Here is a 15,994-nt window from a genome sequence, read left to right on the forward strand (position 1 = left end):
TAATCGAGGGGCGCCAAGGTGCGCAGGGGGCGCGTCGACTCACGTCGGTGCCGCGCGCGGCATACGGGGTGTTCAGGCGGCCAGCGGGTCCAGCACCAGGGGCTCGATCCGGCCCTCCAGCATGGCTCCGATGCCCTGGACGGCGCACACGTCCGGCCGCTCCGCGATGTGCACCGGCATGCCGGTGGCCTCCCGCAGCAACTGGTCGAAGCCGGGCAGCAGCGCCGATCCGCCGACCATCATGATGCCCCGGTCGGCGAGATCGGCGACCAGGTCGGGCGGGCAGTCGCGGAGCACCTTGCCGATCCCGTCCAGGACGGACATGAGGGGCGTCTGGATGGCGTCCCGGACGGCGGCGGTGTCGACCCGCACGCTGCGGGCGAGCCCGGTGACCACGTCCCGTCCGTGGATCTCGGTGGAGGCCGGGCCGTACGGGGTGAGGCCGTTGTCGTCCAGGGCCAGCTGCAGGGGCCGTACCGACTGGTTCGGCAGCATCAGCTCGTGCTCGTGGCGCAGGTGCTGGACGATCGCGTGGTCCACGGCCTCCCCGCCGACGGGCATCCGCTCGGCGCAGACGATCGAACCGAGGGAGAGCACGGCGACCTGCGTCGCGGCGGCCCCGCAGACGAGGATCATGCTCGCTTCCGGCCGCTCGACCGGCAGCCCGCACCCCACGGCGGCGGCGATCAGCGTGTCGACCAGCTCCACCCGCCGCGCCCCCAGCCCCACCAGCGTCTCGATGGTCGCCCGCTGGGCCAGCGGGTCGGCGTCGTGCGGGGTGCAGGCCGCCGCCCGCAGCCGGGGCCTGCGGCGCAGCGAACGGCGGATCTTGTCGCCGAGCAGATGGCGCAGCATGCGCTGGGCCATCTCGATGTCGACGACGGTCCCGCCGGAGACGGGCCGCACGACACGGATGTAGTCGGGGGTACGGCCCGTCATCTTCTCCGCGAACTCGCCGACGGCGATCAGGGCGCCGGTACGTGTGTTCATCGCGGCGACGGAAGGCTGGTCGACGACCAGGCCCATGCCCCTCACGTACACCCGGGTGCGTGCGGCCCCCAGATCGACGGCGAAATGGCAGCGGCGCAACTGCTCCAGACTGACGGTCACGGCAGATCCTCCCGGTGCGCGGGCCGTGTGGGGTGGTACCGCCGGTCGGCGGCCTGCTTCGCATCCTCCGGGGGATCCGAGCGGCGCGCCTGCGGGGAGGGGCCGGGCGGGGCGCGGCTGAACGGGGGGTTTCGGGCCGGCCCGGCCGCCCCGGAGGTCAGCCGGGCGGGGTGAGGCCGTCCGTGGAGTCGCCCACGATGCCGCGGACCACCCCCAGCTCCACCAGGTCCTGGGGGCGGATGCGCAACTGGCCGGCGGTGGTCTCGACGTCCTCCGGGGGGCGCTTCAGGATCGCCGCCGCCAGTTCCGGGGCGATGACGGAGAAGTAGCTGTCCGGGGTGGCCCAGGTGTTGCCGGGCGCGGCCAGTGCCAGGGCGCCGCCCGAGCCGCCCTCCCCGACGACGAGGGTGGTGATCGGCGTCCGGGCCGCCGCGACCTCGCCGAAGAGCTCCGCGATGGCGGCACCCGCGCCCTGGCGTTCCGCCTCGGCGTCGTTCGCGGCGCCCGGCGTGTCGACGAGGGTCAGCACGGGGATGCCCAGTCGGTCCGCGAGCCGCATCAGGCGGGCGGCGGTGCGGTACCCGGCGGGCCTGGTCGCCGTCCCGGTCTGCGCGGCGAAGGCGACCGTACGGCCGTCCGCCCGCTCGCCGAACCCGCACAGCATCCCGCCCGGGTCCGCCCCGCCGCACCGGTCGCCGGTCAGGGCGACCCGGCGGGTGAAGTACGCGTCCAGGTAGGCCTCGGCGCGCGGGCGGTGCGGGGCGCGGGCGCGCCGTACGGCCTCCCAGCCGGTCGCGGGCAGCGCGGCGGAGCCGAGGGCGGCCGGCGGGTCGGCGGGTATCGGGGCGGGGGCGGTCAGCAGCCGCAGCCACAGTCCGAGCGTCGCCTTCAGCTCCGCCGGGGGCACCACGGCGTCCGCCGACCCCGCCGCGAGCTGCGCCTCCGCCGTGTACGCGGCCGGGTCGGCGTCCGGCGGGCGGACCCGGGAGCCGGCGAAGCCCACCTGGGCGCCGGGCAGCGCCAGGATCACGTCGGCGCCGGCGCCCAGGGTGGCCCAGCCGCCGCCGGTCGTCGGGTCGCGCAGGACCGCGACCTGCGCCAGCCCTGCCTCCCGGGTGAGCGCCGACTGGCGGGCCACGCGCTGGAGCTGGGACAGGGCGAGCATGCCCTCCTGCATCCGGCTGCCGCCGGTGGCGACCAGCGGCACGACCGGGAGCCGGTGGGCGCGGGCATGGACGTACGCCGCCTCCAGCCGGTCCCCGGTCCGCTCGCCCAGCGAGCCGCCGAGGAAGCCGAACTCGAACGCGATCAGCACCGCCGCCGTGCCCTCGACGCGCGCGGTGCCGACGACGACGGACTCCTCCTCGCCGGTGCGCTCGGCGGCGCGGGCGCGCGAGGCGTCGTACCCCTGCCAGCCGAGCGGGCCGTCGGGCGGCGACTGCCGGGCCGGATGCGGGAGTTCGGCGAAGGTACCGGGGTCGGTGACGAGGGTGAGGATCCGGCGGGCCGAGAGCCGCCCGGGCGTCGGCTCAGGCACCGAGGGCCCGCTTCATGATCTTCCCCATGTCGTTGCGGGGGAGGGCGTCCAGGTAGTGGACGACACGGGGCCGCTTGTGCGGCGCGAGCCGCCCGGCCACGTGGTCCGCCAGCTCCTCGGCGGAAGGCGGCGACTGGGGCTCCGCCGGTACGACCCAGGCGACGACCCGCTCGCCCAGGTCCGCGTCCGGCTCCCCGGTGACCGCGGCCTCCCGCACCCCCGGATGTTCCAGCAGCGCGTTCTCGATCTCCCCGGCGCCGATCTTGTAACCCCCGCTCTTGATCAGGTCGGTGGCCTTGCGCCCGACGATCCGCACATAGCCGTCCGGCTCGCGCACCGCCATGTCCCCGGTGCGGAACCAGCCGTCGGCGGTGAAGGCGGCGGCGGTGGCGTCGGGCCGGTTGAGGTACTCGGTGAACAGGTTCGGGCCGCGCACCTGGATCTCCCCGACGGTCTCCCCGTCGTACGCCGCGATCGCCGTCCCGTCCTCCTCCACCAGCCGCAGCTCCACCCCCGGCAGCGGCACGCCCACGGTCCCCGCCCGGGCCTCCCCGTCCGCGCGCACGCTGGTGTTCATCAGCGTCTCCGTCATGCCGTACCGCTCGACGACCCGCCGTCCGGTCGCCGCCGCGATCCGCTCGTGGTCGTGGACGGGCAGCGCGGCGGAGCCGGAGACCAGCAGCCGGGCCCGGCCGAGCGCCTTCGCCAGGCCGGGGTCGGCGGGCAGCGCCTCGGCGATGCGGTGGTACATGGTCGGGACACCGAAGAGCATGGTCGCCCCGTCGTTCAGCTCGCGCGCGACCCCGTCGGTGTCGAACCGCCCCAGGTGCCGGACCGAGCCGCCGCGCCGCAGCGGCCCGAGGATCCCCAGCACGAGCCCGTGCACGTGGAAGAGCGGGAGGCCGTGGACGAGGACGTCCTCCCCGGTCCACTGCCAGGCGTCGGCGAGCGCGTCCAGGGTGGCGGCGAGCGCCCGGCGCGGGATGACGGCGCCCTTGGGCGGGCCGGTGGTGCCGGAGGTGTAGACGACGAGGGCCGGGTCGGACTCGGCGGTACGGTCCTCGGGCAGCACCCCCACGGCCGCCGCGTCGACCTCGATCCGCTCCAATCCGGCCAGCGCGGCCGGGAGTTCGGCGCCGGGCGCGGCCAGCACCGCGGCCGGCGCACTGTCGGCGAGGATGTGCGCGAGTTCCTTCTCGCCCGACTTCGGGTTGAGCGGCACGGCCGCCCGCCCGGCCAGCAGCGTGCCGACGACGGCCACCGCCGTCTCCAGCTCCGGCGTCGCCCACACCGCTACCCGCTCGGCGCCCCGGACCCGGCCGGCGACGGCCCCGGCCGCGGCGGCGAGCTGCCCGTACGTCAACGACCGCGCCCCGAACCGCAGGGCCAACCGCTCGCCCGGACCGTCCACCAGGGCCGGAAACAGAAACGACACGCGACGACTCCTCACCGTCCGGAACCTCGACAGCCTCTTCCTACACCAGCCGCCGCCCTCCAGGGCCGCCCCACTCGCGTTCCGTACCACGACGTTGATCACATCACCCGGCCCGCACCGCCGCCGCGTCCCGACGACCGCGCACAAATCGGGCGCGAGCCGCACCTCCACCGCCCACGGCCCGCGATGCTCCAGCCAGTGCAGCCGCGCCCGGTCGACCCTCCGGCCCGCGGTCGGCGTGCTCGCCCCGCGGTCGCCCTCCCGCCCCGGTCCCCCCCGGCCCTGCGGTCGGCGCGCTCGCTCCGCGGCCTGTCGTCGGTCGGGCCGGGGGGCCTGGGCGGCGGCTTTTCACTCCGGTCGGATCTCGTTCTGCCCTGGCCTCCTGTCCGACCGAGACGGGTGGGTGGGCGACACGACGTCGGCGACGACCGCGCTCACGTTGTCGGTGCCGCCCGCCTCGTTGGCCGCCCCGACCAGTACCCGCACCGCGTCCCCCGGCTCGCCCCCGCCCAGCAACTCCCTGATCCGCTCCTCCGAGACCTCCCTGGTCAGCCCGTCCGAGCAGACCAGGTACCGGTCGCCTGCCCGGGCCTCGTGCAGTTTCAGGTCCGGGGTGTCGGCGGTGTCACCCGGCAGGGCCTTCGCCAGCAGCATCCGCTGCGGATGGCTCTCGGCCTCCTCCGGCGTCAGCCGGCCCTCGTCGATCAGCGTCTGCACCACACTGTGGTCGTGCGTGATCCGGAACAGCTCCCCGTCCCGCAGCAGATACGCCCGCGAGTCCCCGATGTGCACCAGGGCCAGCCGGGACCCGGTCCACAGCAGCGCGGTGAGTGTCGTACCCACATCCGCACTTCCCTCCGCCACCCCCCGTACGGCCTCGGCCGCCGAACGTACCGCGTCCTCCAGGAGGTTCAGCACGTTCCCGGCCGGAAGCTCCGCCTCCTCCAGGGGCTTGAGCGCCGCCACGGCGGCGGCACTGGCCGATGCCCCGGCCGGCCCGCACCCGTCGGCGACGGCCAGCAGCCGGCGCCCCGCGTACGCGGTGTCCTGGTTGGACGGCCGGACATGCCCCCGGTCCGAGTGGGCGGCATAACGCAGTTCCAGCATGTTCGTCGTGTCCCTTCTCGACTCTCCGGACAGGTGGTCGACGAGGAACGCGGCCAGGTCCCGCCGTGCGGCGGTCTCCGCCTCGACGCGGGCCCAGTACGCCCGCACCTCGCGGGCGGCCGGTCCGGGCGGCAGCGCGCACACCTCGCGGATCCGCGCCAGCGGCATGCCCAGCCGCCGCAGCCAGGCCACCAGCCGGGCGCGTTCCAGCTGCGCGCCGGCGTAGTACCGGTAGCCGGTCTCCGGATCGACCCGGGCGGGCTTCAGCAGGTCCAGCTCGTCGTACAGCCGCAACGCCTTCGGCGACAGCCGGCACGCCTTCGCGAAGGCCCCGATGGTCAGCCACTCCATGCCGTCTCCCGCCCCTCTCACGTTCCTCGACGTCCGCCACCGATGCTGGGGCTTCACCGAAGGTGAAGGTCAACAGCGTTCCCGTTAGCCTGCCGGGGATACGCGGTCGCCGTCAGCCAAGGGAGCTCCACCGTGCCTCGCATAGCCCTCGCCACCTACGACCCCGGCACGGAACCGAACAGGGACCAGGACCTGCCGGTGCTGCTGCTGGCGTTGGCCGACGCGGGGGCCGAGGCCGTCGCCCGCCCGTGGGACGACCCGGAGACGGAGTGGGGCGCCCACGACCTGGTCGTCATCCGCTCCGCCTGGGACTACAGCTGGCGCGCCGACGAGTTCGTGCCGTGGGCGGAGCGGGTGGGGAAGGCGACCCGGATCGCGAACCCGGCGGAGGTCGTGCGGTGGAACACCGACAAGCGGTATCTCGGTGACCTCGCGGCGGCCGGTGTGCCCGTCGTGCCGACCCGGTACGTGGCCCCCGGTGACCCGGCCGGCCCCGCCCTCCCCGTCGACCGCGACTTCGTCGTCAAGCCCACCTTCGGCGCCGGTGCCCGGTTCGCCGCCCGCTACACGCCCGGCGAGCACGGTACGGCCGTACGGCACCTCGCCCGGATGCACGAGGAGGGGCTGACCGCGATGGTCCAGCCGTACGTCTCCGGGATCGACGTCAGCGGGGAGCGGGCGCTGCAGTTCTTCGGCGGGCGGCTGCTGCACGCCAGCCGCAAGCGGGCGGTGCTCACGCCGGGCACGGCGTACGACGCGGACAAGGTCGCCCACCCCGATCTGGAGACCTGGACCCCGACTCCGGCCGAACTCGCCGTGGCGGAAAGCGCGTTGGCCGCCGTACCGGATGCGCCCGAGCTGCTGTACGCCAGGGTGGACCTGGTCGACGGCGCGGACGGGCGGCCGCAGGTGATGGAGCTGGAGCTGGTCGAACCGAACCTGTTCCTGTTCCTGCACCCGGGATCGGTGGCCGGGGTGACCGAGGCGATCCTCACCGCGGCTCGTCGGTGACGGCGGTGCGCTGCAGCAGGCCCCAGGTGAACTCGGCGACCACCTGACGGCCGTCGGGCACCTTGAAGGTGAGCCCCCAGCGGGTCGGGGCCGTGCCCTCCAGGGGGCGGGCGGGGGCGAAGGCGCGGGCGGCCTCGTCGACCGTGCAGGACCAGGGGGTGAGGTCGTCGTAGGTCTCCAGCCTCGGGGCGGGGGCGCCGGGTGCGCGGACCAGCCATTCGTTCCAGACCGTGCCGCCGGGGCCGACCATGACCTCGAAGCGCAGGGTGGGCCAGAGGGGGAGCGGCCACTGCCAGGCCGCGCACTCCAGGTCGCCGACGGTGCGTTTGGTCTCCCGCTCGGGCGGCCCGAGGACCGACCGGTAGCGGGCCGCCGCCGAGCGGGAACGGGGCGAGCGGGCCATCGCCTGCCAGCGTTTGTTGGCCTCCCGCATGTCCGCGATCGACGCGCCCAGCGTGCGCCGGGCGTCCTCGACCAGGTCCGGGTTGTGGTCGGCCATGCGGCGCAGCAGCACCAGCTGGAAGTCCAGTTGCATGCCACCCATGGTGCACGCGCCGCTACCCGGCTTCTTCCAGGCCATTGCCCGTGGAATCCCAGATGGCTAGCCTGTGTTCGTCATGCCGATCGCCTGTTGATATCTCGAACGGCTCCGCAGCTGAGACGCGCGCCGCACCGATATCCGGCGCCTAGACCCAAGGGAGGGGGCCGGACGTGGGACGCCTCGTGCCTGCCGTGACCCGGGCTCTCGACATTCTTGAGCTCTTCCTCGACGGGGACGGGACCCTCTCCGCCCCCGACATAGTCCGCAAACTCCAGCTGCCGCGGACCACCGTGCACGAGCTGGTGACCACGCTCTCCGCCCGGTCGTACATCGTGCCCGTACCCGGACAGCCCGGACGTTACCGGCTCGGCGTCCGTCCGTACCAGCTCGGCAGCCGGTACGCCGAGCAGCTCGACCTCGCCGCCGAGGGCCAGCAGGTGGCCCGGTCCGTCGCCGAGACCTGCGACGAGACCGTCCACGTGGCGATCCTCGAGGGCACCGACGTCATCTACATCGCCAAGGTCGACTCCACGCACGCGGTCCGCATGGTCTCGGCGGCCGGCCGCCGGCTGCCCGCCCACTGCACCTCGGTCGGCAAGATGCTGCTGGCCTCGCTGCCGGAGCCGGAGCTGACCACGCGCATCCCGGACGACGCCGACCTCGTCGCGATGACCCCGAACAGCATCACCGAGCCGGGCGCCCTGCGCGAGGCCCTCACGGAGATCCGCGCGCGCGGTATCGCCGTGGAGAGCCGCGAGTCCAACCCGGACGTCTCCTGCGTCGCCGCGCCGGTCCGCGACCGCACCGGCCAGGTCGTCGCGGCACTGTCCATCTCCGTCCCGATGATCCGCTGGAGCGACGAGCGCCGCGGCGAGCTGGAGCAGCTCGCGGCCAAGGGCGCCGCCGAACTCTCCGAGCGCCTCGGCCACCGGAGCGTGGCATGACGACGGTGACGACGACGGCGTACGAGGTCGCGGTCGCCACGGAGGCGACCCTCGGCGAGGGTCCCACCTGGGACCCGGCGACCGGACGCCTGATATGGATCGACGTCCTCGGCTCACGGATCCACACGTACGACCCCGCCACCGGGCGCCGCGCGATCCGTACGACGGACCAGCACGTCGGCGCGGTCAAGCCCCGCGCGGGCGGCGGCCTGGTCCTCAACCTCCGGGACGGCGTCGGCCTCCTCGACCCCGACGGCACGTTCCGCTGGCTGCACCGCGAGCCGGTCCCGGGCCGCCGCGCCAACGACGCGGCCGTCGCGCCCGACGGCTCCCTGTGGGCGGGCACGATGCGCTACGACGAGGCGACCGGGGGCGGCACGCTTTCCCGGGTGGCACCCGACGGCACGGTGACGACGCTGCTGCCGGACGTCACCGTCAGCAACGGCATCGGCTGGAGCCCGGACGGCAGCCGCGTCTACTACGTCGACACGCCGACCCGCCGGGTGGACGTCTTCGACCACGCCGACGGACTCCCCACCAACCGCCGCCCGCTGGTGACGATCGAGGAGGACGCCGGTTTCCCGGACGGCCTGACGGTCGACGCGGACGGCTGTGTCTGGGTGGCGTTGTGGGGTGGGGGAGCGGTACGGCGTTACACGCCCGAGGGCGACCTGGACCGGATCATCGCCCTGCCCGCCACGCTCACGACGGCGTGCGCGTTCGGCGGCGCCGATCTGACCGACCTGTACGTCACGACGGCCCGCGTGGGGCAGAAGGCGCCGCACCCGACGGCGGGGTCCCTGCTGGTGATCCCGGACGCGGGCAGGGGCGTGGCCCAGCCGGCCTTCCAGGGCTGACCTAACGGCAGCGCCCCGTCAAGGGTGCGGGGCTGCATGTGATGTGCGGCTGCGGCGGCGTGGGTGCGATCAGCTCCCGCAGGCTGCCGACGGTCGTTCGGCAGGCTCCGTCAGGGGTGCGGGGCTGTGTGTGATGTGCGGCTGCGGCGGCGTGGGTGCGATCAGCTCCTGCAGGCTGCCGACGGTCGTTCGGCAGGCTCCGTCAGGGGCGCTGGGGGTACCCCCGGCCGAAGGCTGGGGGAGGAACTGCGCGATCAGCCACGACGGCCCCGCAGACGGTCGACTGCCCAGCGCGGCAGGGTGGTCTTTCGCCTGCGGGTGCGTGGGGGCTGGTCGCGCCCACGCGGCGGCAGCCGCACATTCACCACAGCCCCGCGCCCCTGACGGGGCGCTTCGCAGCGGCTCTACTGCAAGCCCGCCCTCTTCAACTCCTCCGCGGTGAGCGGTGGGCCGGTCAGGGCCGGTTTCAGGGGGCCCGCCAGGGCCGCCAGCAGGACGGACGGGGTCAGGAGTACCTCTGCGCGGCGCTCGAGTGAGGTCACGTCCGTGACGCGGCGGGCGATGCGGCCGTTGCCGGTCGCCGTGTACATGAGGCGGGACACGTAGGCGGACAGGATCCGGTCCCGGGCCGTGGGCCCGTTCTCCGTCGCGCCGGGATAGAACACGTCCTGCCCGATGGCGAGGTCCCAGGCCGCCCCGACCGGCCGGGCGACCGCCTTCTGGACGCGCCGGGACAGGCCGGGCGTGCCGAGGCCGTGACGCCGGGTCAGGTCCCGCAGCAGCAGGGCGCTCTGCGCGCCCACGGCCAGTCCGTGGCCGTAGACGGGGTTGTACGCGGCCAGGGCGTCGCCGAGGACCGTGAAGTTGTCGGGCCAGGCGCGCATGCGTTCGTAGAAGTACCGGCGGTTGACGGTGGCGCGGGTGACGGCGACGTCGGACAGCGGCTCGGCCTGCGCGAGCAGCTCGCCGATGAGCGGGTGCCGCAGCCGGTCGCGGGCGAACGGGACGAAGTCGTCGGCGGAGGAGCTCGGTTCGCCCCCGCGGGTGCCGTTGAGGGTGACGATCCAGCGGCCGTCCTCGATGGGCAGCAGGAAGCCCGCCCGGCCGGGGCCGGGGTCCCTCGGGTCCGGCTGCACGTTGATCACCGGGAAGCCGGCGCGGGCCTGCTCGGGTGCGAGGTAGAGCCGGCTGGCGTAGGCGAGACCGGTGTCGACCTCGCGGCGCTCCGGCGCGGGCAGTCCGAGCGCCGCGAGCCAGCGGGAGGCTCCGGAACCCCGGCCGGTGGCGTCGACGACCAGGTCCGCCTCGACGGTCCGCTCCCGGCCTTCGCGGTCCCGCACCCGGACCCCGGTGACCGCCGCCGCGCCGCCCGTGAGCCCGAGCACCTCGGTGCCTCCGAGCACCTCGACGCGCCCGTCCGCGAGGACCCGCGCGCGGACCGTCGCGTCCAGCAGGTCCCGGCCGGCCAGCAGCACGTGGTGGGACTCGGGCCAGCGGCGGAACCAGCCCTGTGCCGAGAGGGCGACCATGTCCGTGGTGACCGGGGCCCGGCGTGCCCCGGCGTCCAGGAGGGCCGCGGTGACGCCCGGCAGCAGTTCCTCCATCGCCCGTACGCCGCCCGACCAGAGCATGTGGGCGTGCCGGGCCTGCGGAAGTCCCTTGCGGGGAGCGGGCGCCACGGGCAGCTCGTCGCGTTCCACGACGACGACCCGGTCGGCGAGGCCGGCCAGGGCCCGGGCCGCGAGCATGCCGGTGTGTGATCCCCCCAGGACCACGGCGGCTCTGGCGGGGGAGGGACGTTCACTCATGCGCGGACATGCTCTCTGCCGGGACGGTCGCACGGGTGCGTACCGCCGTGATCTCGTCGGGGTGGCCCAGGACCTCGGAAACGGCCTGGATCTCCTGGAGCAGGTACGAGGTGTCGGTCTCGCCCGTGCCGCCGTCGTCCGGGGCGTGCCGTCCGCTCGCGACGGCCTCCAGGATCGCCACGGCGGCGGCGAGGGACTGGGCCCGGCCGGGTTCGTGGCCGAGGGCGAGAGCGGCGTCGTAGGCCCGGCCGCGGAGCTTCTCGTCGAGGAACCGGGACAGTTGCAGGAGCGCGTCCCGGATGTACGTCTCGCGGCGGATCAGGCGCATCTCGGCGGTGGCGCGCAGCGCGAGCGGTTCGCGGCCGCCGGTGACGGTCCGCATCAGCCGGGCGAGCGGCTTCAGGGCGCGGTGCCGGCGGCGCAGCAGCCAGCGGTCGTGGAAGTACTGGCCGGCGTGCGGGACGATGAAGCCGATCGCGACGAACGTGGCGGCGATGCAGGCGGCCGACGGTGCGATGTTGGTGTTGAGCCAGTCCAGGTCGTGACCGGTCCAGCGGGCCACCACGGCCGTGAACTTGGCCGCGCTGAAGAGCAGGTTCGTCGCGTAGCCGATGCCCAGGAACCTGAGTCCCCAGCGCAGCCAGGCGTCGAGGCCGTCGGTGCGGATCCAGTTCCACACCAGCCGGGTGGTGATCGCGCAGGCCACGGTGTGGGCGAGGAGGTAGAGCAGGATCTCCTCGCGCATGAACGGCGTACTGGCGTAGTAGGTGTCCAGGTTCCGGACCTGTTCCACGGGCACGTCGGCGAGCGCGAACAGCACCCAGAGCGCGACGACCACGGCGGCGTAGACGCAGACCACCCAGCGGGTCGCGCGCCGGGTCTGCTCCCGGCGGTCGGTGTGGCCGTTGCGCCAGTGCACGACCAGCAGCAGCCAGGACGCGGACAGCGCGGTGATCAGGGAGTACACCAGGGGCGCCGAGATGTTCGGCACGCCGGTGACCCGGTTCGTCCAGGCGATGGTGGCCGGGGCGGCGAAGGCGAACACCGCGCAGGCGAACAGCAGCAGGCCGCCGACGGCACGCAGCAGCGGGTCCCGCCAGAGTTTGAGGATGCTGGGCAGCTTGATCACCAGGGCCGCGGTGAGCACGAGGCCCGGCAGCCAGAAGGAGACGTACAGACCGGTGAAGAACGCGGTCGGGCCCTCGGCCAGTGGGGAGTACGTCACCGCGGTCCGCCTTCACGTCCGGGGTAGCCGAGGGACCGCTGGACCGGGTCGGGCGCGGCCTCGCCGCCCCGTCCGGGCAGGAAGGGCCGGAGCGCGGCCGCGAGCCGGTGCCCGAAGTCGTCGGCCTCGGCCTCGTCGGCTTCCCGGGAGCCGTTGCGGGCGGCCACGGTCAGGGCGACGGAGTTCCAGTCCGGCCGCCCGGCGAGGGCGTCCGCCGCGGCCGAGCGGTGATGCGTGTGGCGCGCGTGCATGTGCCACAGCTCATGGCCGAGGATGACCAGTTGCTGTACGGCCTCGGCCCGCTCCTCGACGATCACCAGGTCGAAGTCCTGGAACTCCACCCACACTCCGGTGACCTCGATCTCGTCGGGGAACCGTTCGAACCGCAGCTCGACGGGCCGGCCCTCGCGTCCGAGGCTCGTCTCGTCGCACAGCGCCCGACACAACTCCCGTACCCCGTCCGGCTTCTGGGACCTGGCGCGGACGGCGGCGGTGAGGTCGGCGGCGAGCCGGCGCATCCGCGCGTTCGCCCGGGACCGCCGCAGCCCCGCGGCCGGCCGGGAGCGCCGCAGCCCCGCGGCGATCCGGGCCCACCGGTGCCGCGCGCCGGCCAAGTCCATCGCTCCCCCTTCGCACCGCCCCGACGGCGGTCACCGCGCTGCGTCGGCTCGTCCGAGACTACGCGGCCGGATGTGTCCGCGTCATGCCATCCGGGGCCGGTAGTTCGAGCGGTAGTTCATATGGCAACAGCTGTCCGATGCATGAAAGTCACGCGCGACCCATTGACGCGCAAGCGCTTCGATTTTACGGTCCCGTTCGAAGTTACGAGCATGAGCCGATATTTCGAACAAAGATCACGCACGAGTACGACGGATCCCGAAGGTAAGGGCAGGCAATGGGACGACCTGGCCTCAGTCGCAGGCACCTACTGGGCACGGCGGGAGGGTTGGCGGTGGCGGCGAGCTTCGGCTTCGCGGCCCTCGGCACCGGCGCCGACGCACTGACATCGAGCGCGCGCACCCGCGTCCGCTACTGGAACCTCTTCTCCGGCGGCGACGGCGCCAACATGCAGGCCATGGTGGACGCCTTCCACACGGCCCACCCGGACACGGACGTCAAGGCGTCCACCCTCACGTGGGGCGACCCCTACTACACCAAGCTCGCCATGGCGGCCGCCGGCAACCGCGCCCCCGACCTGGCCGTCATGCACCAGGGCCGGGTCACCGGCTTCGCGCCGGGGCGCCTCCTCGACCCCTGGGACATCGGCAAGCTCGCCGAACACGGCGTCCACGAGGCCGACTTCAACCCCACCCTGTGGAAACGCGGCATCGTCGGCGGCCAGTTGTACGCGCTGCCCCTGGACGTCCACGTCCAGCTGAACTTCTACCGCAAGGACGTCTGCCGGAAGGCGGGCCTGCTCGACGCGGACGGCCTGCTCCCGCACGCCACCTCCGAGGACGACTGGTTCGCCATGCTCAAGGCCGCCAAGTCCAAGCTCAAGGGCGGCCTGCAGACCCTCGGCATGCACGCCAACGACCAGAACTTCTCCTGGTGGTTCTTCGTCGCCTTCTACCAGCAGCTCGGCGGCGGCTACTTCGACGCCGACCAGACCGGCGTCGTCTTCGACACCGACAGGGCCACCCGGGTCCTGGAGTTCTTCCGCAAGCACGTCACCGACGGCTACGCGATCGCGGGCTCGGACGACGCCGCGATGTTCCTGGCCGGGGCCCCCTTCGTCTGGGAGGGCGACTGGTCGGTCCCGGTCTACACCCCCGCGAAGATCGACTACGGCGCCACGCCCCTGCCCCCGGTCTTCGGCACCCCCGGCACCCACGCCGAGTCCCACTCCTTCGTCCTGCCCCACCAGGCCGGCCGCGGCGGCGCCGTGAACGAGGGCGCCTACGCGCTCGCCGCCTACCTGGTGAAGAACGCGGCGACCTGGGCCCAGGGCGGCCACGTCCCCGCCTACCTGCCGACCTTCAAGGACCCGGCGTACACGAAGCTCTCGCCGCAGCGCGAGTACTCCCAGGACGCCATGCAGCACCTCGCGACCGAGCCGCACATCTGGTTCGCCGGCTCCACCGGCACCCTCTCCAAGCGGGTGGGCCCCCTCATCGCCGGCTCGAACCTCGGCTCCACCAAGCCCGACGCCACCGCCCGCGCCATGAAGAGCGCCCTGGAGGCCCTGCTCGCCTCGAAGAACCCGATGGACGGCAAGACCGCCGCCCAGGAGCTGAAGGGAGCCGGCGCATGAGCTCCACCGCCTCCACCACGGCCCTGCCCTCCGCCACCCGCGCGGCCCGCACCGCCACCGGCACCGACACCCTGCGCCTGCGCTGGGGCCGCCGCCTCCAGCACGGCGGCTGGTTCGTCACCCCGTTCTTCGTCCTCTACGGCCTCTTCGTCCTCGTCCCCATCGTCCGAGGGCTCTACCTCTCCTTCACCGACGCCAACATCTCCGGCGACCACACCAGCTTCATCGGCCTCGACAACTACCGGGAGGCCCTCCAGGACGACCTGGTCTGGCAGTCCCTCTGGCACAGTGTGAAGTTCACCCTGTGGGTCGTCCCGCTGATCGTCGTCATGGCCCTCCTGATGGCGCTGATCGCCCACCACACCGTGCACTTCAAGTGGCTGTGGCGGTTCTGCTTCTTCGCCCCGTTCCTGCTCCCGTCGGCCGTCGTCGCCAATCTCTGGTGGTGGCTCTTCCAGCCGGTCAACGGCCTGGTCAACCACACCCTCGGCCTCGACACCCCCTGGCTCACCCAGAAGTCCACGGCCCTGCTGGCGAGCGTCATCGCCACCCTCTGGTGGACCGTCGGCTTCTCCTTCCTCCTCTACTTGGCCGCCCTCCAGAACATCCCCCAGCACCTCTACGAGGCGGCCGAACTGGACGGCGCCAACGCCCTCCAGCGCATGATCCACATCACGGTCCCGAACCTGCGCAACATCACCGGCCTGGTCATCGCGCTCCAGATACTGGCCTCGCTCCAGGTCTACGACCAGGTCGTCATCATGTTCCAGTTCGGCTCCGGGCCCGAGAACTCCACCCGCACCTTCGTCCAGTACATGATCGAACAGGGCTTCACCAGCTACCGCGTGGGCTACGCCTCCGCGATCTCCATGATCCTCTTCATCATCATCGCCGCCGTCGCCCTGGCCCGCATGTGGCTGCTGCGCACCCGCGAGGAGGCCACCCGATGACCAGCCCCACGCCCCCCGTCCTGCGCACACCGCGCTCCACGTGGACCCCGGCCCAGATCGCCCTCACGATCGTCGCCGCCGGCCTCTCCCTGGTCTGGATCGCCCCGCTCTTCTGGGCCCTGTCGACCTCGCTCAAGACCCCCACCGAGTCGGTCGCCTCCCCGCACTGGATCCCGGACCACCTCACCTGGGACTCCTGGAAGGGCATCTTCGACGCCGGCAACATCCCCAACTGGTTCGTCAACTCGGTCGTCGTCTCGGTCTGCGTCACCTTCATCGTGCTGCTCGTCGCGTCCCTCGCCGGATACGGCTTCGCCCGCACGGAGTTCCGCGGCAAGAGCGTCCTGCTCTCGCTCACCATGGCGGGCCTGATGTTCTCCCCGGCCATCCTCGGCGTCCCGCTGTTCACCACGGTCCAGTCGCTCGGCATGGTGGACACCTACTGGGGCATGATCCTTCCCCAGTGCGCCCCGGCCGCGATGGTCTACATCCTCTACAAGTTCTTCCAGTCGCTCCCCAAGGAACTGGAGGAGGCCGCGTTCATCGACGGCGCCGGCCGCTGGCGCATCTTCTTCACCATCGTCCTCCCGCTCTCCAAGCCGTCCCTCTCGGCGGTCGGCATCTTCACCTTCATCGCCTCCTGGAACAACTTCCTGTGGCCGTACATGGTGACCAACAACCCCGACCTGATGACGATGCCCAACGGCATCGCGACCGTGCAGAACGCCTTCGGCATCATCTGGCCGCAGCTGATGGCCGGCGGCCTGATCGCGGGCCTCCCGCTGATCATCGTGTTCGTCTTCTTCCAGAGCCAGATCGTGCGCGGCGTGGCCCACACGGGCCTGGCCGGCCAGTGAGGAGCCG

The 15,994-nt window shown here is 73.1% G+C and carries 14 protein-coding genes; 6 read left to right on the forward strand and 8 right to left on the reverse strand.

Going from position 1 to position 15,994, the window contains the following annotated elements:
• Positions 1-72: 72 nt before the first annotated feature.
• The 4 genes from ACFY6U_RS36285 to ACFY6U_RS36300 form a co-directional block, all read right to left on the reverse strand.
• Positions 73-1,110, reverse strand: a complete 1,038-nt coding sequence (locus ACFY6U_RS36285; RefSeq protein WP_351499533.1) for a rod shape-determining protein — start codon at positions 1,108-1,110, stop codon at positions 73-75.
• Between the two features lie 157 nt (positions 1,111-1,267).
• Positions 1,268-2,647: a carboxyl transferase domain-containing protein gene (locus ACFY6U_RS36290; RefSeq protein ID WP_390045169.1), complete on the reverse strand. Its 1,380-nt coding sequence runs from the start codon at positions 2,645-2,647 to the stop codon at positions 1,268-1,270.
• A complete protein-coding gene (locus ACFY6U_RS36295) occupies positions 2,640-4,082 on the reverse strand; it encodes an acyl-CoA synthetase (protein WP_390045171.1) in 1,443 nt (480 codons plus the stop codon). Before ACFY6U_RS36295 ends, ACFY6U_RS36290 begins: the two co-directional genes overlap by 8 nt.
• Before the next feature lie 348 nt (positions 4,083-4,430).
• Positions 4,431-5,540 (reverse strand): MerR family transcriptional regulator, encoded by a 1,110-nt coding sequence (locus tag ACFY6U_RS36300; RefSeq protein WP_390045173.1) that lies wholly within the window; start codon positions 5,538-5,540, stop codon positions 4,431-4,433.
• A 132-nt stretch (positions 5,541-5,672) separates the two neighbouring features.
• Here ACFY6U_RS36300 and ACFY6U_RS36305 point away from each other — a divergent pair, with 132 nt between their 5' ends.
• Positions 5,673-6,551: a RimK family alpha-L-glutamate ligase gene (locus tag ACFY6U_RS36305; protein WP_390045175.1), complete on the forward strand. Its 879-nt coding sequence runs from the start codon at positions 5,673-5,675 to the stop codon at positions 6,549-6,551.
• Here the strand turns inward: ACFY6U_RS36305 and ACFY6U_RS36310 are convergent.
• On the reverse strand, positions 6,532-7,086 hold the full coding sequence (locus ACFY6U_RS36310; RefSeq protein ID WP_390045177.1) for a hypothetical protein: 555 nt from the start codon (positions 7,084-7,086) through the stop codon (positions 6,532-6,534). The genes ACFY6U_RS36305 and ACFY6U_RS36310 overlap by 20 nt on opposite strands.
• A gap of 176 nt (positions 7,087-7,262) precedes the next feature.
• Between ACFY6U_RS36310 and ACFY6U_RS36315 the strand changes: the two genes are divergently transcribed.
• Entirely contained in the window at positions 7,263-8,036 is a 774-nt protein-coding gene (locus ACFY6U_RS36315; protein ID WP_390045178.1) for an IclR family transcriptional regulator, read from the forward strand.
• On the forward strand, positions 8,033-8,893 hold the full coding sequence (locus tag ACFY6U_RS36320; RefSeq protein ID WP_390045180.1) for an SMP-30/gluconolactonase/LRE family protein: 861 nt from the start codon (positions 8,033-8,035) through the stop codon (positions 8,891-8,893). Before ACFY6U_RS36315 ends, ACFY6U_RS36320 begins: the two co-directional genes overlap by 4 nt.
• 404 nt (positions 8,894-9,297) lie before the next feature.
• Here the strand turns inward: ACFY6U_RS36320 and ACFY6U_RS36325 are convergent, their stop codons facing one another.
• Genes ACFY6U_RS36325 through ACFY6U_RS36335 form a run of 3 tightly spaced genes read right to left on the reverse strand, consistent with a single transcriptional unit; the run spans position 9,298 to position 12,546 of the window.
• The gene (locus ACFY6U_RS36325; protein WP_390045181.1) at positions 9,298-10,701 is read right to left on the reverse strand and encodes an NAD(P)/FAD-dependent oxidoreductase; all 1,404 of its coding nucleotides are present in this window, start codon (positions 10,699-10,701) and stop codon (positions 9,298-9,300) included.
• Positions 10,694-11,926, reverse strand: coding sequence for an MAB_1171c family putative transporter (locus tag ACFY6U_RS36330; protein ID WP_390045183.1), 1,233 nt, complete (start codon positions 11,924-11,926; stop codon positions 10,694-10,696). Before ACFY6U_RS36330 ends, ACFY6U_RS36325 begins: the two co-directional genes overlap by 8 nt.
• Entirely contained in the window at positions 11,923-12,546 is a 624-nt protein-coding gene (locus ACFY6U_RS36335; RefSeq protein ID WP_390045184.1) for a toxin-antitoxin system, toxin component family protein, read from the reverse strand. The genes ACFY6U_RS36330 and ACFY6U_RS36335 overlap by 4 nt, the downstream gene beginning before the upstream one ends.
• Positions 12,547-12,821: 275 nt before the next feature.
• On the opposite strand from ACFY6U_RS36335, the gene ACFY6U_RS36340 reads away from it, so the two are divergent.
• Genes ACFY6U_RS36340 through ACFY6U_RS36350 form a run of 3 tightly spaced genes read left to right on the forward strand, consistent with a single transcriptional unit; the run spans position 12,822 to position 15,987 of the window.
• Positions 12,822-14,180, forward strand: coding sequence for an extracellular solute-binding protein (locus tag ACFY6U_RS36340; RefSeq protein WP_390045185.1), 1,359 nt, complete (start codon positions 12,822-12,824; stop codon positions 14,178-14,180).
• Entirely contained in the window at positions 14,177-15,130 is a 954-nt protein-coding gene (locus ACFY6U_RS36345) for a carbohydrate ABC transporter permease (protein ID WP_390045186.1), read from the forward strand. Before ACFY6U_RS36340 ends, ACFY6U_RS36345 begins: the two co-directional genes overlap by 4 nt.
• Positions 15,127-15,987: a carbohydrate ABC transporter permease gene (locus tag ACFY6U_RS36350; RefSeq protein WP_390045187.1), complete on the forward strand. Its 861-nt coding sequence runs from the start codon at positions 15,127-15,129 to the stop codon at positions 15,985-15,987. The genes ACFY6U_RS36345 and ACFY6U_RS36350 overlap by 4 nt, the downstream gene beginning before the upstream one ends.
• The last annotated feature ends 7 nt before the right edge of the window (positions 15,988-15,994 follow it).

The organism is Streptomyces sp. NPDC013157, assembly GCF_042899865.1.
Lineage (GTDB): Bacteria > Actinomycetota > Actinomycetes > Streptomycetales > Streptomycetaceae > Streptomyces.